This window comes from Enterobacter sp. AC1 (assembly GCF_050434705.1).
Lineage (GTDB): Bacteria > Pseudomonadota > Gammaproteobacteria > Enterobacterales > Enterobacteriaceae > Enterobacter > Enterobacter cloacae_L.
This window is the reverse complement of the sequence record NZ_JBNDIZ010000007.1, coordinates 1-16,956: the sequence shown is the minus strand read 5'-3', so window position 1 is coordinate 16,956 and position 16,956 is coordinate 1. Positions and strand designations below refer to the sequence as shown.

Sequence of the window (16,956 nt, the reverse complement as noted above, 5' to 3'; positions counted from 1 at the left end):
CCTAAACGATAAAGTGAATGTGCTTTTTGCCATGGAACGGCGAGATCTCAATTTTGGTTTTGACCCGGAAGACATCCCACAGCAGCGACTCGGATAAAATGTCCTGCGGCGTTCCCGTCGCCACAATTTGCCCTTTCTGCATCACAATCAGCGAGTCACAGAACATCGAGGCGTGATTGAGATCGTGGATAGCGACAATGCTGGTGACCGGTAATTCGCTGATCAAATGCATCAGCTGCATCTGATGATGAATGTCCAGGTGGTTGGTCGGTTCATCCAGCAGGATTTCAGTCGGGGTCTGGGCCAGCGCGCGGGCAATGTGTACGCGCTGGCGCTCGCCGCCGGAGAGGCTCAGCCAGCCCTGGTCGCTTTTATCCAGCATATCCACGCGCTGCAGGGCGGCAGTGACGGTCTCGTCATCGTGCGTGCTCCAGTTGGAAAAAGGGGAGTGGTGCGGAATACGCCCGAGTTTCACCACGTCACGCACGCGCATATTGGCATCGGTCATCCCGTGCTGTTCAACGAAGGCGACCCGGCGGGCAAGCTGCTTTTTGGCAATGCGAGAGATGTCCTGGCCGTCCAGCGTCACACAGCCCGCATCCGGGCGGCGCAGACCAGCCAGAATGCGCAGAAGCGAAGATTTACCGCAGCCGTTAGGGCCAAGCAGTCCTACCGTTTCGCCGCGTGACACCTTCAGTGAAACGTCATCAACGATGACTTTTTTACCCACCTTCCAGGTAATATTTTCAGCGCAGATACTCATCACTTATTCCTTGAGCGGTAGATGATCACGGCAAAGAACGGCACGCCCACCAGCGCGGTGACTACGCCAACGGGCAGGCTTTGCGGGGCAATCAGCATGCGCGAGGCGATATCGGCCAGCACCATCAGTATCGCGCCTGCCAGCGCGCTGGCAATCAGCAGCGTACGGTGCAGCGGCCCGAACAGGAAACGCATGACGTGCGGCACCACCAGCCCCACAAAGCCGATTGAGCCCGCCATGCTAACGATGGTCGCGGTAATCAGTGCGGTGGTGGTGAAGAGCGCCAGGCGCACCCACGGGACGGCGATGCCCAGCGACGCCGCGGCGTCATCACCGAACGTAAAGGCATCCAGCGCCCGTGAATAGTAGAGGCAAACGACTAGCCCAATCACCACCACCACCAGTGCCAGCTGGAACTCAGGCCAGCGAACGCCGCTAAAGCTGCCCAGCAGCCAGAACATCACGTCGCGCGCCTGCTGCGCGCTGGCGGAGGTGCTGATGGTGTAGGCGGTAACGGCGTTAAACAGCTGTGACGCGGCAACGCCTGCCAGAATAGTCCGTTCGTTGCCCCCGCGAGCCCCGTTGGTCAGGAAGGCGACAAACGCAAAGGCGGCAAACGCCCCGGCAAAGGCGCCGGCGGAGAGCGACACCGCGCCGGTGCCGATCCCCAACACCACGACGGATACCGCCCCGGTCGAGGCGCCTGCGGACACGCCAAGCACGTACGGTTCCGCCAGCGCGTTCTTCAGCAGGCTCTGCAATACGGCACCGCAGATGGCCAGCCCTGCGCCGCAGCAGGCTGCTACCAGCGCGCGGCTCAGGCGAAAGTCCCAGATAACGCTCTCATATATGCGGTTGAGCGGAACCCCGGTGAACCCCATTTTATTGCTGATGGCAAAAAAGACGTTCTGCAGCGGGATGGACAGCTCGCCGACGCTGACGCTTAGCGCGATAACCAGAAATAACAGGACAAAGGCGAGCAGGCACGAGCTCGTCAGAACCAGACTCTGTCGGGCCTGAAGAACGGCGGATGTCATCAGTTCAGCCCCAGTTTTCTGAGCTGTTCGCCGACCTGCTCAGCGCCGTAAATCGTGCGGATCGTCGGGTTCATCGCCTGGCCGTCCATCACCACGATATGGCCTTTTTTCACCGCGTCCAGCTGGCTTACCGCCGGATCGCTCTTCAGGAATTTGATTTTTTCTTCCGCGTTATCCAGCGCCCAGCGGTTGCGGTCGAGGCTGGACACCACGATGACATCCGGATTTGCGGCAATAATGCTTTCCCAGCCGACGGTTGGCCATTCTGTCTCAGAAGTGATGGCGTTGTGTCCGCCCAGCACGTCAGCGATAAACCCTGAGGCGCTGTTTTTACCGCCGACGTAGGCGTCCGCAGAAGGGGATGAGCTGGAGAACCAGAAGACAAACGACAGGTCTTTTTTATTCTTGCTGAATTCCTTGCGCAGGTCGGCCTCGCGTTTTTTGAAATCCGCAATGACGGCCTGGCCGCGATCTTCAACGTTGAAAATTTTAGCGAAATCCTCAATCTCTTTATAAAGATAGGTCATATCCCACAGCGTCTGGCGGCTGCCGTACATATCGCCGGCGGCCTTTTTGGTCGCGCACATACCCGGTGATAAATAGCTGTTCACGCCGACGGTGGCCAGATCTTCACGCTTTGCGACCTTACTCTCCGGCCCGAGCAGCAGAGGAAGCTGGGCAGGAACAAAATCAGGGTTTTGCGACAGGATGGATTCCAGCGTCGGAATTTCTACCGTCAGGGTTTTGATTTTTGCATTCTGTTCCGCCAGCTGCGGCAGCACTTTGGTCGGCCAGAAGGCGCTGGCCTTCACCTTATCTTCCAGGCCCAGCAGGAGCAAAATTTCGACGGTGTTCTGACCCAGGGCCACGACGCGTTCCGGCGCTTTGGTGAACGTCTCTTTATAGCCACAGTTTTCAATCGTCAGGGGATATGTGGTTGCCAGAGCAGAACCGACCGACGCAATCGCCATGCCTAACGCGCAGATGACCTTTTTCATTAAACGCTACCCTTCATTAATATTATTGTTGTTGCAAATGAAACTCATTATTAAGGCGGAATTTTATACAGAGGAAACGATTTGGTGTCAATGTGGGACAATTGCGCAGGGTAACGAAAGGCGGTGTCAGAAAACACCGCCGGAATGCGGACTTAAGCCAGGCTCTCTTTATCAATTCCGAGACGCTTCATGCGCGACAGCAGGGTGGTGCGTTTTAACCCCAGGCGCTGGGCGGCACCTTTTGGCCCGGCAACCACGCCGTTGGTCTCTTTCAGCACGCGCATAATAAGCTGATATTCATCTTCTCCCTCTTTCGCTGTCTCGGCAGCGGGCGCGATCGCGTCTGGAAGCGTAACCTCAGGCAGGGAGAGCTGCAGCACATTACCGCGCGTCAGCAGCACCGCGCGCTCAATGACGTTTTCCAGCTCGCGTACGTTGCCGGGCCATTCCATCGATGAAAGGGTGCGTAACGTCTCGGCAGGAATACTGTCGATATTGCGCCCCATCCGGCGCGCAATCTTCGCGGTAAACGCTTTGACCAGCAGGGGAATATCTTCCGGGCGTTCGCGCAGCGGAGGCAGGAAGATCGGGAACACGTTCAGGCGATAGTAGAGATCGCTGCGAAACTCGCGGTCGGCGACCATTTTTTTCAGGTCGCGGTTGGTGGCGGCAATCAGCCGCACGTCGGTCTGGATAAGCTTGTTGCTGCCCAGGCGCTCAAACTCCTGCTCCTGCAGGACGCGCAGCAGTTTCGGCTGTAGCTCCAGCGGCATATCGCCCACTTCGTCGAGGAACAGCGAGCTCTTGTCCGCCAGCTCAAAACGGCCCAGACGCTGGCTGCTGGCCCCGGTAAACGCGCCGCGCTCGTGGCCGAACAGGTCGCTTTCCAGCAGTCCCGCTGGCATCGCGGCGCAGTTCATCTTCACCATCCTGCGGCTGTTGCGGTTGCTCAGGTTGTGGATGGCGCGGGCAATCAGCTCTTTACCCGTGCCGGTTTCGCCAAGAATGAGCACCGTGCTGTCGCTTTGCGCCACCATCTCAACCTGCTTGAGCACGCTGTACATAGCATCGCTGCGCCCGATGATTTCACCAAACTCGCTGTCCACGTTGTTGAGCTGCTCGGTCAGGGCCAGGTTCTCATCCACCAGCCGCTCTTTCAGACGATGTATTTCCTGATAGGCGAGGGCGTTATCCAGGGCGATGGAAATACGCTCGGCGATCTGGCGCAGCAGCTTCAGGTTGGCGGTGGTGAACACGCCCTCCTCACACTGCGCCAGCTTCAGCACGCCGAGCATGGTGTCTCCGGACATGAGGGGCAGCAGGCACAGGGTCTGGATTTTATTGCCCCAGGTGTTGAACAGCATCCGCTCGTACGGCGCGACCGGGTCCTGCTCGTTCAGGTTGAGCAGGAGGATCTCTTTGCTTTTGAAGACTCGCTCAGAAAGGGTGCCCGCTTCATCCACTTCACTCTGCTCATGGGCAGGGTTGGCCTCATCAAGATAGTGGGTGGAGTAGATGTTGAGCTTGCCCTTGCGATGGCCGCGCAGCGCGATGCTGATAGCGTCGATTTTAAAATAGTGGTGGATCTCTTTTGAGACTTCGCTGACCAGCTCGTCCATGTCGAGCCGTGACAGTACGGCGTTGGTGATGGCGACCAGAATGCGGAAGTTGTCGCGCTCGCGGCTCAGCAGGTCGTAATCGACGTTATTGGTGACGCGGCTTTGGATCTGCTCCGCGACGACGGCCACAATCTGGGTAAAGGTGTGCAGGCGTTCGTACTCCGCCTCGCGCCACGGCTGGTCGGTGGTGCGGATAAACTCGCAGCCGCCAAAAATCTGGCCCTCTGCCGCCAGCGGCAACATGCAGTAATGCCCGAAGGGCTGATAAAGGTTGCTCTCCGCAAGCCTCGGCCACGCCTGCCGGAACTCCTCAAAATTGCAGTGCAGCACTTCAGGCCGAGAGAGAATGCGGCGCACCGGGCCATGCGCCAGATACGTTTCGTCTTCGTATTCAAACGTTTTGCCATTATCGCGCGTTGAGTAGTAGCTCGCGCGATGCGTTCCGCTATGCCAGAGCACAATCGCGGCGCTGTCGGCCAGCGCCGACTGCCTGACCAGCCGCGTCAGGGCATCGCTCAGCGCGCCGAGATCGGGCTGCTGTAAAAGTGTGCGCGTGATGTCAAACAGGCCCTGCTGTCCAAGATCGCTCATCGGTGTATACGGCATATTGCTTTCCAATAGAAACTGGCAAAAAGAGACGTTCAGTGCTGACCGCTTTTGGCGCGGTTCTAGCAAATACGGGGTAAGGGTTCCGCGTGCGGCAGATCCAGCGTGCGTTTCACGCCGTAAAGCCCGGTCAGGCGCACCCCTTTGCGCTCAACCACTTCACCAATTATCGCCGCCTCGCGTCCTGACGGGTGCGCCCGCAGCTGTTCAAGCACGGCCTGTGCCGCGGCGCGTTCAACGCCCACTACCAGCTTGCCTTCGTTGGCAAAGTTGAGCGGGTCAAGCCCCAGCAGTTCGCAAAGCCCGCGAACGGCGGGCTTAACGGGCAGGCCGCGTTCGGTGAGCTCAATCCCACACCCGCAGCTTGCCGCAAACTCATGGACCACGGCGTTTACGCCGCCTCGCGTCGCGTCCCGCAGGGCCTTCACGCCGGGGATTGCGCGCAGCGTCTGAATCAGCGGGGTGAGCACCGCGCAGTCGCTGCGCAGTTCCCCGTCCAGCCCCAGGCCTTCGCGCAGGTTCAGGATGGTCGCCCCGTGGCAGCCCAGCGTTCCGGTCACGATAAGCACGTCGCCCACGCCGAGGCGCTGCGCGCCCCAGTGAATATCGGCGGGGATTGCCCCCATGCCGGCGGTGTTGATGAACAGCTTGTCGGCCGCGCCGCGCTGTACCACTTTGGTATCGCCGGTGACGATAGCAATCCCCGCCTCGCGCGCGGTCTGCGCCATGCTGTTGACCACCGCGGTGAGCGTCTCCATCGGTAACCCCTCTTCAAGAATAAACCCGCAGGAGAGGTAGCGCGGAATGGCGCCGCTGACGGCGACGTCGTTCGCCGTGCCGCAGACGGCGAGCTTGCCGATATCGCCGCCCGGGAAGAACAGCGGGTCAATCACGTAGCTGTCCGTGGAGAAGGCCAGCCTGTCACCCTGGGCGGTGAGGGTCGCGAGATCAATGCGCGCCTGGTCTTCCTGCTCGGCGAGCCAGGGGTTGTTGAAGGCTTCCATAAACAGCCGGTTAATCAGCTGCTGCATCGCTTGTCCGCCGCTGCCGTGCGCCATTTCAACCGTGTTCATGCTTCACTCTCCTGGTTGCGATACTGATACCACGCGGCACACGCCCCTTCGGAAGAGACCATCAGCGCGCCAAACGCCGTTTGCGGGTTACAGGTGTTGCCGTATAGCGGGCAATGATGAGGCTTGCATTTACCGGTGAGCACCTCGCCGCAGCGGGCACGCGGATCGTCGCAAACCTGCTGCGGCTGCGGGCGGAAATGCGCTTCGGCGTCAAATTCGTGATAGGCCGAGGTCAGGCGCACGCCGGATTCGGCAATCAGCCCCAGCCCACGCCATTCGCTGTCGCCTTCGACGCAAAACACGTCGGCTATCGCCTGCTGGGCCCGTTCATTGCCTGCATCCGGCACCACGCGGCGGTACTGGTTTTCCACTGCACTCAGGGCCGCTATTTTCTGCTCAACCAGCATGGCGACACCTTGCAGTAGATCAAGTGGTTCGAAACCAGCGACCACTAACGGACGATTGTACTGTTCAGCGATAAAACCGTAGGCGTCTGTGCCAATCACCATGCTGACATGCCCCGGTGCCAGAAAGGCGTCAATTCCGTTTCCCGGCTCTTCCAGCAGGCTGTGCAGCGTGGGGATGAGCGTAATGTGCTGGCAGAAGAAGAAAAAGTTATCTACACCTCGCGCTTTCGCCTGCTGCAGCGTGATGGCGGTGGCGGGCATGGTGGTTTCAAACCCCAGGCCAAAAAACACCACCTTGCGCGCGGGGTTATCCGCTGCCAGCATCAGGGCATCCATCGGCGAATAGACGATCCGGATGTCGGCCCCGCGCGCTTTTGCCTGCAGCAGCGAGCCGTTTTTCCCCGGCACGCGCATCGCATCGCCAAAGGTGCAGAAAATGACGTCGGGCCGGCTGGCAATCTCGATGCAGCTGTCGATGCGCCCCATCGGCAGAACGCAGACCGGGCAGCCGGGGCCGTGGATAAACTCGATGTTGTCCGGCAGCAGCTGGTCGAGGCCAAATTTGAAAATGGCGTGCGTGTGTCCGCCGCACACTTCCATGATCCGCAGCGGTTTTTCCGCCGTGTAGTCCAGCAGCGCCGCGCGCGTTTTCAGATGTCCGATAAGCTGCAGCACCTGCTCCGGCGCGCGGTATTCATCAACGTAACGCATGATTATCGCTCCTCGCCGTACAGCAGCGCGCCCACGTCCGGCTCCACGTCGAACATGTTTTGCAACGCATCCAGCGTGTCGCGGGCTTCCGCTTCGTTAATCACGCTCATGGCGAACCCCACGTGCACAAGCACCCACTGGCCGAGACGCGAGGCGCCGCTTTCATCGCTGCTGCCGACCAGCGTCAGGTCGACGTCGCGCAGGATGCCGCAGACCACGACTTTGGCCTGATTACCGTCGATGGAGTGAATCTGTCCCGGTACGCCTATGCACATCGTTCGTTCTCCAGCCAGTGTAGCCAGCCGTCCATGCCGTCGCCGCGCGTGGCGGAGACCAGCAGGATCTCAATCTCCGGGTTCACCTCGCGGGCCCAGGACAGGCACTTATCCACGTCGAAGTTCAGGTACGGCAGCAGGTCGACTTTGTTCAGCAGCATGAGGGAGGCGGCGGCAAACATATGCGGGTACTTCAGCGGCTTGTCTTCGCCTTCGGTCACCGAAAGCACCGCGACTTTATGCCGTTCACCGAGGTCGAAGCTCGCCGGACAGACCAGGTTGCCGACGTTTTCAATAAACAGGATGCCGTTATCCGCCAGCGGCAGGCGCGGAGCCGCGTCGGCAATCATCTGCGCATCCAGATGGCAGCCTTTGCCGGTGTTGACCTGAATTGCCGGGGTACCGGTTTCGCGAATGCGCGCCGCGTCGTTAACGGTTTGCTGATCGCCTTCGATCACCGCGCAGGAGACGCGCCCGTTCAGGCGCTTGAGCGTTTCCGTGAGCAGCGTGGTTTTGCCGGAGCCGGGGCTGGAGACCAGGTTCAGCACCAGCTGTTTGCGGGTGGCAAAGCGGGCGCGGTTGCGGGAGGCAATCTGGTTATTTTTGTCCAGCACGTTGATCTCCACCTCCAGCATCTGGCGCTGGCTGATGCCCGGCGCGTGGGTACCCGCTTCGCCGTGGCCGTAGTGGAGATCGCCCGCATCGGACCGCTGCGGGATGAAAGCGATCCCGGTCAGTGCCGCAGAGGGGCGTGGGGCTGGTGAAAAGGGCGCGGAGCGAAACGCGGAGTGGGGACGGTGTTCATCCCCTTCTATATACAGGTTGCCTTCGGCGCAACCGCAGGTACTACACATACTTTACTCCTTCTCGATTTCGAGGCGTTGGATCTGCATACCGTCATCCGCCACGATGCGCAGCCCGGTGCTCTGGCACTGCGGACAGCGCTGAACCTTCGATGACAGCAGGGTGACGTACTGCTGGCACTGCCCGCACCAGCACTCTGCCTGCTGCTCTTCAATATGCAGTTCGCAACCTTCCGCCAGCGTGCCGCGGCACACTAGCTCAAAACAGAAATTCAGCGCGCTGGTCTCGACGCAGGAAAACGCCCCGACCTTCAGCCAGACGCCGGTAACGCGCTTCGCGTGGTTTTGCACTGCCTGCTGTTCGATAAGTTCCAGAGCCCGTTGGCAGAGGGTGATTTCGTGCATAACGCCTCCTCAATGAATTGCGCCATTGAATGCAATAACAGTGCCAGCTTGATTTTTGTTAAGGCGTGTCGATGTCAACGCTGTCGAAATGACACGTCGACACCGCGGCGTTGACAGCGGCTTTCCGGTTTAATTCCTTTAAAATCAGCGAAATAAAAACTGGCATGGAATCTGCTTAACAGCCGCTATCTCCATTAAACGGATACCTTCTATGACTATTTGGGAAATCAGCGAAAAAGCGGATTACATCGCGCAGCGTCATCAGCAGCTGCAGGACCAGTGGCACCTGTACTGCAACTCTCTGGTACAGGGCATTACCCTCTCGAAAGCACGTCTTCACCACGCGATGAGCTGTGCGGCGCAGGGCGACATGCGCTTTGTCCTCTTCGGCCATTTCATCATCAACGTTACCCTGGCGGATAACTTCAACAGCCACACCATTGAGTACCACCTCGAGACAAAAGATGGCCAAAAACAGTGTATTGCGAAGGCGCAGCTGATGGCCGATGGCATGGTGGACGGCCACGTCAGCAACCGCGATCGCCAGCAGGTGCTGGAGCACTATCTGGAAAAAATCGCGCCGGTTTATAACGGCCTGTACGCCGCCGTTGAGAACGATCTCCCGGTCAACCTGAAGCAGCTGTTGGACGGAAATGCCTCAGCAAACGTGGCCTGACCGATGCGTGTCGAGAAGTGTCGACAAGACAGTTTTTCGTCAAAAATGACTATCACCAGAGGATGACCCGGTGAACCGTTTTGTAATTGCTGACTCGACGGTCTGTATTGGCTGTCGAACCTGTGAGGCGGCGTGTTCGGAAACGCATCGCCTGCATGGGCTGCAGTCCATGCCGCGCCTGCACGTCATGCGTAATGAAAAAGAGTCTGCCCCGCAGCTCTGCCACCACTGTGAAGATGCCCCCTGCGCGGGCGTCTGTCCCGTGAATGCCATCACCCGCGTTGATGGCGCTGTCCAGCTGAACGAAAGCCTGTGCGTAAGCTGCAAGCTGTGCGGCATTGCCTGCCCGTTCGGCGCGATTGAATTTTCCGGCAGCCGCCCGCTGCACATCCCGGCGAATGCCAACTCGCCAAAAGCCCCGCCCGCGCCGCCGGCGCCGGCGCGCGTAAGCTCGCTGCTGGACTGGGTGCCCGGCATCCGCGCCGTTGCGGTGAAGTGCGACCTGTGCAGCTTCGATGAGCAGGGACCGGCCTGCGTGCGCACCTGCCCAACCAAAGCGTTGATTCTGGTTAATATTCGCGACATCGCACGTACCAGCAAGCGTAAACGCGAGCTGACCATCAACAGTGATTTTGGCGACCTTTCTCTGCTACAGGCGCTTAACGAGGGGGCGAAATGAACGCGGCGATGATGATTACCAGCGCGGTAGCCTGTTTTGCTGCCGCCGCCGTTCTGGCGCAGCTCTTCTCTTTCCATAAAACCCTCAGCGGCTTGGTCGCCGGGGTCGGCGGGGCGGTAGGTAGCCTGATGACGCTGGCGGCAGGCGGTGCCGTTCTGCTCGGCGGGCAATCCGTTGACGCGCTCGTGCCGCTGATTCACCACGCCGTTGAGATCGCGCCGCTGAACGCCGTCTGGCTGGTGACGTTTGGCCTGTGCGGGCTGTTTATCAGCCTGTTCAATATCGACTGGCACCGCCACCCGCACGCTAAAGCCAACGGCCTGCTGGTCAATCTGCTGATGGCGACGGCGGTCTGCACCGTTATCGCCAGCAACCTCGGCGCGCTGGTGGTAATGGCGGAGATCATGGCGCTCTGCGGCGTGTTCCTGACGGGCTGCAGCGCCTCCGGCAAACTGTGGTTTGCGCTGGGGCGCCTGGGGACGCTGCTGCTGGCGCTGGCCTGCTGGCTGGTGTGGCAACGCTTCGGCACGCTGGACTTCGCTGCGCTCAACGGCCGTCCGCTGGGGAATGACGTCTGGCTGCTGAGCGTACTCGGCTTTGGCCTGCTCGCCGGAATCATCCCGCTGCACGGCTGGGTGCCGCAGGCGCATGAAAATGCCTCCGCGCCCGCCGCCGCGCTGTTTTCTGTGGTGGTGATGAAGGTCGGTCTGTTCGGGATTCTGGCGATTACGCTGGCCGGCGGACAACCGCCGCTGTGGTGGGGTGTTGTGCTGCTGGTCGCCGGGATGGTTACCGCCTTCGTCGGCGGCCTGTACGCGCTGATGGAGCACAATATCCAGCGTCTGCTGGCGTATCACACCCTCGAAAATATCGGCATCATCCTGCTTGGCCTGGGCGCGGGCGTGACAGGGCTGGCGCTGAACCAACCGGCGCTGATTGCCGCCGGTTTTATCGGCGGTCTCTATCACCTCGTCAACCACAGCCTGTTTAAAAGCACCCTGTTCCTTGGCGCGGGAAGCGTCTGGTTCCGCACCGGCCATCGGGATATTGAAAAGCTCGGTGGGATTGGCAAAAAGATGCCGGTGATTTCACTGGCGATGCTGGTCGGGCTGATGGCGATGGCCGCGCTGCCGCCGCTGAACGGCTTTGCCGGGGAGTGGGTGATCTATCAGTCCTTCTTCGCGCTCGGCCAGAGCGACGCGTTTATCGCCCGTCTGCTGGGGCCGCTGCTGGCGGTCGGGCTGGCGATTACCGGGGCGCTGGCGGTGATGTGCATGGCGAAAGTCTACGGCGTCACCTTCCTCGGCGCGCCGCGCACCCGCGAAGCGGAAAACGCCTGCTGCGCACCGGTACTGATGTGTGCCTGCGTGGTTGCGCTGGCCCTGTGCTGCATCGCGGGCGGCGTCGCCGCGCCGTGGCTGCTGCCGCTGCTGGGAAGCGCTATTCCGCTGCCGTTGACCGTGGCGAATACCACCGTCTCTCAGCCCACGATCGCGCTGCTGCTGATTGGTGCACCGCTGCTGCCGCTCGTCCTGATGCTGTTCTTCAAACGCGACCGACTCTCTTCCCGCTCTCGCGGTGCGGCGTGGGCCTGCGGCTACGAACACGAACAGTCGATGGTTATCACCGCCCACGGTTTCGCCATGCCGGTGAAGGAGAACTTCGCCGCCGTGCTGAAGCTGCGCCACTGGCTCAATCCGGTGGGCTGGGTACCCGGCTGGCAAAGTGCTGCCGCGCCCGCACTGTTCCGCCGTCTGGCGGTCATCGAGCTGGCGGTGCTGGTGGTGATTGTGATTTCACGAGGAGCCTGACATGAGTTTGTTACTGGCATTACTTCAGGCGCTGGTGCTGTTCGCCGCTGCGCCGCTGCTTTCCGGGATTAGCCGCGTGGCGCGCGCCCGGATGCACAACCGTCGCGGGCCTGGCGTGCTTCAGGAGTACCGCGATCTCTTCAAGCTGCTTTCTCGTCAGAGCGTGGCCCCGGATGCCGCTGGCTGGGTCTTTCGCCTGACGCCGTTTCTGATGGTGGGGGTGATGCTGACCATCGCCACCGCGCTGCCGGTGGTCACGGTGGCGGCGCCGCTGCCGGCGCTTGGCGATCTGATTACGCTGATTTACCTCTTCGCCATTGCCCGCTTCTTCTTTGCCATTGCGGGTCTGGACACCGGAAGCCCGTTTACCGGCATCGGCGCCAGCCGCGAGGCGATGCTGGGCGTGCTGGTTGAGCCGATCCTGCTGCTCGGGCTGTGGGTCGCCGCGCAGGTCGCGGGTTCCACCCATATCAGCTTTATCACCGACACCGTTTATCACTGGCCTGTGGCACGTTCGATCCCGCTGGTGCTGGCGCTGTGCGCCTGCGCGTTCGCCACCTTTATCGAGATGGGCAAACTGCCGTTTGACCTTGCGGAAGCCGAGCAGGAGCTGCAGGAAGGGCCGCTCACCGAATACAGCGGCTACGGCTTTGCGGTGCTGAAGTGGGGCATCAGCCTCAAACAGCTGGTGGTGCTGCAGATGTTTGTCGGCGTCTTCTTCCCGTGGGGGCAGATGACGCACTTCTCCGCAGGCGGCCTTGTGCTGGCCGTGGTGGTGGCCGCCCTCAAGCTGCTGGTCGGCGTGCTGGTGATTGCCCTGTTTGAAAACAGCATGGCGCGCCTGCGTTTTGTGGAAACGTCGCGCATCACCTGGGCCGGTTTTGGTTTTGCATTTTTAGCGTTCGTCTCCTTGCTGGTGGCGTGATTAAAGAGAGTTTTTATGTCTGAAGAAAAGAAAGGTCAGCAGTATCTCGCCGCGTTGCATCAGGCCTTCCCCGGCGTGGTGCTGGAGGAGTCCTGGCAAACCAAAGACCAGATAACCGTCACCGTAAAGGTGAACTATCTGCCGGAAGTGGTGGAGTTTCTCTACTACCAGCAGGGCGGCTGGCTGTCGGTGCTGTTCGGTAACGACGAGCGCCAGCTGTGCGGCAATTACGCCGTGTACTACGTGATGTCGATGGAGCAGGGGGATAAGTGCTGGCTCACCGTGCGCGCGGAGGTCGATCCGGCTAAACCGGAATACCCGTCCGTCACGCCGCGCGTGCCCGCCGCCGTCTGGGGCGAGCGCGAAGTGCGCGACATGTACGGCCTGGTGCCGGTTGGCCTGCCGGACGAGCGTCGCCTGGTGCTGCCGGACGACTGGCCGGATGAACTCTACCCGCTGCGCAAAGACAGCATGGACTACCGCCAGCGCCCGGCGCCGACCACCGACAGCGAAACCTACGAGTTCATCAACGAGCTTGGCAGCAAGAAGAACAACGTGGTGCCGATCGGCCCGCTGCACGTCACCTCCGACGAGCCGGGCCACTTCCGCCTGTTCGTCGATGGCGAAAACATTATCGACGCCGACTACCGCCTGTTCTACGTCCATCGCGGCATGGAAAAGCTGGCGGAAACCCGCATGGGCTACAACGAAGTGACGTTCCTCTCTGACCGCGTGTGCGGCATTTGCGGCTTCGCCCACAGCACCGCCTACACCACCTCGGTGGAAAACGGCATGGGCATCGTGGTGCCGGCGCGCGCGCAGATGATCCGCGCCATTCTGCTGGAGGTGGAGCGCCTGCACTCGCACCTGCTGAACCTCGGCCTGGCCTGCCACTTCGTCGGCTTTGACTCCGGGTTTATGCAGTTCTTCCGCGTGCGCGAAGCGTCGATGAAGATGGCGGAGATCCTCACCGGGGCACGCAAAACCTACGGCCTGAACCTGATCGGCGGGATCCGCCGCGACCTGCTGAAGGACGACATGATCCAGACCCGCCTGCTGGCGCAGCAGATGCGCCGCGACGTGCAGGAGCTGGTGGACATGTTGCTCAGCACGCCAAACATCGAGCAGCGCACCGTGGGCATCGGCCGTCTTGACCCGGAGATCGCCCGCGACTTCAGCAACGTCGGTCCGATGGTGCGCGCCAGCGGCCACGCCCGCGACACCCGCGCCGATCACCCGTTTGTCGGCTACGGCCTGCTGCCGATGACCGTGCACAGCGAGCAGGGCTGCGACGTCATCTCCCGCCTGAAGGTGCGCATCAACGAGGTGTTCACCGCGCTGAACATGATCGACTTCGGTCTGGACAACCTGCCGGGCGGCCCGCTGATGGTCGAGGGCTTCACCTACATCCCGAACCGCTTTGCCCTCGGCTTTGCCGAAGCGCCGCGCGGGGACGACATTCACTGGAGCATGACCGGCGACAACCAGAAGCTCTACCGCTGGCGCTGCCGCGCGGCCACCTACGCCAACTGGCCAACCCTGCGCTACATGCTGCGCGGCAACACGGTCTCCGATGCGCCGCTGATCATCGGCAGCCTCGACCCGTGCTACTCCTGCACCGACCGCATGACCGTCGTGGACGTGCGCAAGAAGAAAAGCCAGGTGGTGCCGTACAAAGAGCTTGAGCGCTACAGCATTGAGCGTAAGAACTCGCCGCTGAAATAGTTGATGTTGTGCGGTCTGTAACCCCTCACCCCGGCCCTCTCCCCAGAGGGGCGAGGGGGCGAACGGTTCCCTCTCCCTTTCAGGGAGAGGGCTAGGGTGAGGGTCAGAAAACCGCACGAAAGCAGGAGTAAAAATGTTTACCTTTATCAAAAAAGTGATCAAAACCGGCACGCCAACCAGCCGCTATCCGCTGGAGCCGATGCCGGTTGATAAAAACTTTCGCGGCAAGCCGGAGCATAACCCGCAGCAGTGCATCGGCTGTGCGGCCTGCGTCAACGCCTGTCCGTCGAATGCCCTGACGGTAGAAACGGATCTCAAAACCGGCGAGCTGGCCTGGCAGTTTAACCTCGGGCGCTGCATCTTCTGCGGCCGCTGCGAAGAGGTCTGCCCGACGGTCGCCATTCGCCTGTCTCAGGAGTACGAGCTGGCGGTGTGGAAGAAAGAGGATTTCTTGCAGCAGTCGCGCTTTGACCTGTGCAACTGCCGCGTCTGCCGGCGCCCGTTCGCCGTGCAGAAAGAGATCGACTACGCCATCGCGCTGCTGCAGCACAACGGTGACGCCCGTGCGGAATATCACCGTGAAAGCTTCGAAACCTGCCCGGACTGCAAGCGGCAGAAGTGCCTGCTGCCGTCCGACCGCATTGATATCACCCGCCATATGAGAGAGGCCAGCTGATGGACAATTTACTCGGCCCGCGCGACGCGAACGGCATTCCGGTGCCGATGACGGTCGACGAATCTATCGCCAGCATGAAGGCGTCGCTGCTGAAAAAAATCAAACGCTCGGCCTACGTCTACCGCGTAGACTGTGGCGGCTGCAACGGCTGCGAGATTGAGATCTTCGCCACGCTGTCGCCGCTGTTTGACGCCGAGCGCTTCGGCATCAAGGTGGTGCCGTCTCCACGCCATGCGGACATCCTGCTGTTTACCGGGGCAGTGACCCGCGCCATGCGATCCCCCGCGCTGCGCGCCTGGCAGTCCGCGCCGGATCCGAAAATTTGCATCTCCTACGGGGCCTGCGGCAACAGCGGCGGCATCTTCCACGACCTCTACTGCGTCTGGGGCGGCACCGACAAAATCGTGCCGGTGGACGTCTACATCCCGGGCTGCCCGCCGACGCCTGCCGCGACGCTGTACGGCTTTGCGATGGCGCTCGGCCTGCTGGAGCAGAAAATCCACGCCCGCGAGCCGGGCGAGCTGGACAACCAGCCCGCGGCCATCCTGCACCCGGACATGGTGCAGCCGCTGCGGGTCAAGGTCGACCGCACGGCGCGGAAACTGGCGGGCTACCGCTATGGCCGCCAGATTGCCGACGATTATCTGCGCCTGCTGAGCCAGGGCGACCATCAGGTGGCGCGCTGGCTGGAGGCGGAAAACGATCCGCGCCTCAATGAGATTGTGGCGAACCTGAACAGCGTTGTGGATGAGGCGCGTATCCGATGAGTGAAACGGTGGTGTTCAGCCAGCTGAGCCGTAAGTTTATTGATGAGAACGATGCCACGCCGGATGCGGCGCAGCAGGTGGTCTATTACAGCCTGGCGATTGGGCATCACCTCGGGGTGATCGACTGCCTCGAAGCAGCGCTGAGCTGTCCGTGGCCCGAGTACCTGGCGTGGATCGCCACGCTGGAGGAGGGCAGTACGGCGCGGCGCAAAATGGAGGGCGTGCCGAAGTACGGCGAGATCGTCATCGACGCCAACCACATTGCGATGCTCGCCAACGCCTTTGACGCGGCGCTGAGCAGGCAAACCCCCGAGCAGCAGGCGTGGAGCAAAACGCTGCTCGGCATGCTGCACGATATTCATCAGGAGAGCGCCATCTACCTGATGGTGAGGAGATTACGTGACTGACGTTTTACTGTGTGTCGGCAACAGCATGATGGGCGACGACGGCGCGGGGCCGCTGCTCGCAGAGATGTGCGCCGCGAACCCTCAGGGCGGCTGGGTGGTGATTGACGGCGGCAGCGCGCCGGAAAACGACGTGGTCGCCATTCGCGAGCTGCGCCCGGAGAGGCTGTTAATCGTCGATGCCACCGATATGGGACTCAACCCCGGCGAGATCCGCCTGATTGACCCGGACGACATCGCCGAGATGTTTATGATGACGACGCACAATATGCCGCTGAACTACCTTGTGGATCAGATTAAAGACGACGTGGGCGAGGTGCTGTTTTTGGGCATTCAGCCGGACATTGTCGGGTTTTATTACCCGATGACGCCGCCGGTAAAAGAGGCGGTGGATGTGGTCTATTCACGGCTTGCGGAGTGGGTTGGGGACGGTGGGTTTGAACCCCTCACTCCGGCCCTCTCCCCATAGGGGAGAGGGTGTGTTTTGTCCCCTCTCCCCTATGGGGTGTACGGTCCGGGGATATAGTGAACACTTGTTCGGGGACATGGTAGACACTTACAACTAAGGCATAAGAACCCGTTTATGGAGTCGCTTA

The 16,956-nt window shown here is 60.9% G+C and carries 18 protein-coding genes; 9 read left to right on the top strand and 9 right to left on the bottom strand.

The window, feature by feature from the left end; genetic code table 11:
• Position 1 precedes the first annotated feature (1 nt).
• The 9 genes from M2433_RS18275 to hypA all read right to left on the bottom strand — a co-directional run bounded on the left by M2433_RS18275 (position 2) and on the right by hypA (position 8,697).
• Complete coding sequence (locus M2433_RS18275) at positions 2-763, bottom strand: ABC transporter ATP-binding protein (RefSeq protein ID WP_429056064.1); 762 nt, start codon at positions 761-763, stop codon at positions 2-4.
• On the bottom strand, positions 763-1,800 hold the full coding sequence (locus M2433_RS18270; protein WP_429056063.1) for a FecCD family ABC transporter permease: 1,038 nt from the start codon (positions 1,798-1,800) through the stop codon (positions 763-765). The genes M2433_RS18275 and M2433_RS18270 overlap by 1 nt, the downstream gene beginning before the upstream one ends.
• The gene (locus tag M2433_RS18265) at positions 1,800-2,798 is read right to left on the bottom strand and encodes an ABC transporter substrate-binding protein (RefSeq protein WP_429056061.1); all 999 of its coding nucleotides are present in this window, start codon (positions 2,796-2,798) and stop codon (positions 1,800-1,802) included. Before M2433_RS18265 ends, M2433_RS18270 begins: the two co-directional genes overlap by 1 nt.
• A 152-nt stretch (positions 2,799-2,950) precedes the next feature.
• The gene (gene flhA / locus M2433_RS18260; RefSeq protein WP_429056059.1) at positions 2,951-5,023 is read right to left on the bottom strand and encodes a formate hydrogenlyase transcriptional activator FlhA; all 2,073 of its coding nucleotides are present in this window, start codon (positions 5,021-5,023) and stop codon (positions 2,951-2,953) included.
• 62 nt (positions 5,024-5,085) lie between these two features.
• Positions 5,086-6,096: a hydrogenase expression/formation protein HypE gene (gene hypE / locus M2433_RS18255; protein WP_429056058.1), complete on the bottom strand. Its 1,011-nt coding sequence runs from the start codon at positions 6,094-6,096 to the stop codon at positions 5,086-5,088.
• Positions 6,093-7,214, bottom strand: a complete 1,122-nt coding sequence (gene hypD / locus M2433_RS18250; protein WP_429056056.1) for a hydrogenase formation protein HypD — start codon at positions 7,212-7,214, stop codon at positions 6,093-6,095. The genes hypE and hypD overlap by 4 nt, the downstream gene beginning before the upstream one ends.
• 2 nt (positions 7,215-7,216) lie before the next feature.
• Positions 7,217-7,489: a HypC/HybG/HupF family hydrogenase formation chaperone gene (locus tag M2433_RS18245; protein WP_429056055.1), complete on the bottom strand. Its 273-nt coding sequence runs from the start codon at positions 7,487-7,489 to the stop codon at positions 7,217-7,219.
• Positions 7,480-8,343 carry a hydrogenase nickel incorporation protein HypB gene (gene hypB, locus M2433_RS18240; RefSeq protein ID WP_429056054.1) on the bottom strand — a complete coding sequence of 288 codons (864 nt, stop codon included), beginning with the start codon at positions 8,341-8,343 and terminating at the stop codon, positions 7,480-7,482. The genes M2433_RS18245 and hypB overlap by 10 nt, the downstream gene beginning before the upstream one ends.
• A gap of 3 nt (positions 8,344-8,346) precedes the next feature.
• The gene (gene hypA, locus M2433_RS18235) at positions 8,347-8,697 is read right to left on the bottom strand and encodes a hydrogenase maturation nickel metallochaperone HypA (protein WP_047348044.1); all 351 of its coding nucleotides are present in this window, start codon (positions 8,695-8,697) and stop codon (positions 8,347-8,349) included.
• Between the two features lie 211 nt (positions 8,698-8,908).
• On the opposite strand from hypA, the gene hycA reads away from it, so the two are divergent.
• From hycA to hycI, 9 genes are all read left to right on the top strand, one after another.
• The gene (hycA, locus tag M2433_RS18230; RefSeq protein ID WP_429056052.1) at positions 8,909-9,373 is read left to right on the top strand and encodes a formate hydrogenlyase regulator HycA; all 465 of its coding nucleotides are present in this window, start codon (positions 8,909-8,911) and stop codon (positions 9,371-9,373) included.
• Positions 9,374-9,443: 70 nt separating this feature from the next.
• The gene (locus M2433_RS18225) at positions 9,444-10,052 is read left to right on the top strand and encodes a 4Fe-4S dicluster domain-containing protein (protein WP_429056050.1); all 609 of its coding nucleotides are present in this window, start codon (positions 9,444-9,446) and stop codon (positions 10,050-10,052) included.
• On the top strand, positions 10,049-11,863 hold the full coding sequence (gene hycC / locus M2433_RS18220) for a formate hydrogenlyase subunit 3 (protein ID WP_429056048.1): 1,815 nt from the start codon (positions 10,049-10,051) through the stop codon (positions 11,861-11,863). The genes M2433_RS18225 and hycC overlap by 4 nt, the downstream gene beginning before the upstream one ends.
• A gap of 1 nt (position 11,864) precedes the next feature.
• On the top strand, positions 11,865-12,788 hold the full coding sequence (locus M2433_RS18215) for a respiratory chain complex I subunit 1 family protein (protein WP_429056046.1): 924 nt from the start codon (positions 11,865-11,867) through the stop codon (positions 12,786-12,788).
• 15 nt (positions 12,789-12,803) lie between these two features.
• The gene (locus tag M2433_RS18210; protein ID WP_429056045.1) at positions 12,804-14,513 is read left to right on the top strand and encodes an NADH-quinone oxidoreductase subunit C; all 1,710 of its coding nucleotides are present in this window, start codon (positions 12,804-12,806) and stop codon (positions 14,511-14,513) included.
• A 133-nt stretch (positions 14,514-14,646) separates the two neighbouring features.
• The gene (locus tag M2433_RS18205) at positions 14,647-15,189 is read left to right on the top strand and encodes a formate hydrogenlyase complex iron-sulfur subunit (RefSeq protein WP_429056043.1); all 543 of its coding nucleotides are present in this window, start codon (positions 14,647-14,649) and stop codon (positions 15,187-15,189) included.
• Positions 15,189-15,956, top strand: a complete 768-nt coding sequence (locus tag M2433_RS18200; RefSeq protein WP_059312542.1) for an NADH-quinone oxidoreductase subunit B family protein — start codon at positions 15,189-15,191, stop codon at positions 15,954-15,956. The genes M2433_RS18205 and M2433_RS18200 overlap by 1 nt, the downstream gene beginning before the upstream one ends.
• Positions 15,953-16,363, top strand: coding sequence for a formate hydrogenlyase maturation HycH family protein (locus M2433_RS18195; RefSeq protein ID WP_032660335.1), 411 nt, complete (start codon positions 15,953-15,955; stop codon positions 16,361-16,363). Before M2433_RS18200 ends, M2433_RS18195 begins: the two co-directional genes overlap by 4 nt.
• On the top strand, positions 16,356-16,829 hold the full coding sequence (hycI, locus tag M2433_RS18190) for a hydrogenase maturation peptidase HycI (RefSeq protein ID WP_237844714.1): 474 nt from the start codon (positions 16,356-16,358) through the stop codon (positions 16,827-16,829). The genes M2433_RS18195 and hycI overlap by 8 nt, the downstream gene beginning before the upstream one ends.
• Positions 16,830-16,956 lie beyond the last annotated feature (127 nt).

Coding starts and splice junctions, on each gene's coding strand:
- M2433_RS18275 (WP_429056064.1), bottom strand. CDS start 763: ATGAGTATCTGCGCTGAAAATATTACCTGGAAGGTGGGTAAAAAAGTC.
- M2433_RS18205 (WP_429056043.1), top strand. CDS start 14,647: ATGTTTACCTTTATCAAAAAAGTGATCAAAACCGGCACGCCAACCAGC.
- hypA (WP_047348044.1), bottom strand. CDS start 8,697: ATGCACGAAATCACCCTCTGCCAACGGGCTCTGGAACTTATCGAACAG.
- hycA (WP_429056052.1), top strand. CDS start 8,909: ATGACTATTTGGGAAATCAGCGAAAAAGCGGATTACATCGCGCAGCGT.
- M2433_RS18210 (WP_429056045.1), top strand. CDS start 12,804: ATGTCTGAAGAAAAGAAAGGTCAGCAGTATCTCGCCGCGTTGCATCAG.
- M2433_RS18270 (WP_429056063.1), bottom strand. CDS start 1,800: ATGACATCCGCCGTTCTTCAGGCCCGACAGAGTCTGGTTCTGACGAGC.
- hypE (WP_429056058.1), bottom strand. CDS start 6,096: ATGAACACGGTTGAAATGGCGCACGGCAGCGGCGGACAAGCGATGCAG.
- M2433_RS18245 (WP_429056055.1), bottom strand. CDS start 7,489: ATGTGCATAGGCGTACCGGGACAGATTCACTCCATCGACGGTAATCAG.
- hypD (WP_429056056.1), bottom strand. CDS start 7,214: ATGCGTTACGTTGATGAATACCGCGCGCCGGAGCAGGTGCTGCAGCTT.
- flhA (WP_429056059.1), bottom strand. CDS start 5,023: ATGCCGTATACACCGATGAGCGATCTTGGACAGCAGGGCCTGTTTGAC.
- M2433_RS18200 (WP_059312542.1), top strand. CDS start 15,189: ATGGACAATTTACTCGGCCCGCGCGACGCGAACGGCATTCCGGTGCCG.
- M2433_RS18195 (WP_032660335.1), top strand. CDS start 15,953: ATGAGTGAAACGGTGGTGTTCAGCCAGCTGAGCCGTAAGTTTATTGAT.
- M2433_RS18265 (WP_429056061.1), bottom strand. CDS start 2,798: ATGAAAAAGGTCATCTGCGCGTTAGGCATGGCGATTGCGTCGGTCGGT.
- M2433_RS18215 (WP_429056046.1), top strand. CDS start 11,865: ATGAGTTTGTTACTGGCATTACTTCAGGCGCTGGTGCTGTTCGCCGCT.
- hypB (WP_429056054.1), bottom strand. CDS start 8,343: ATGTGTAGTACCTGCGGTTGCGCCGAAGGCAACCTGTATATAGAAGGG.
- hycC (WP_429056048.1), top strand. CDS start 10,049: ATGAACGCGGCGATGATGATTACCAGCGCGGTAGCCTGTTTTGCTGCC.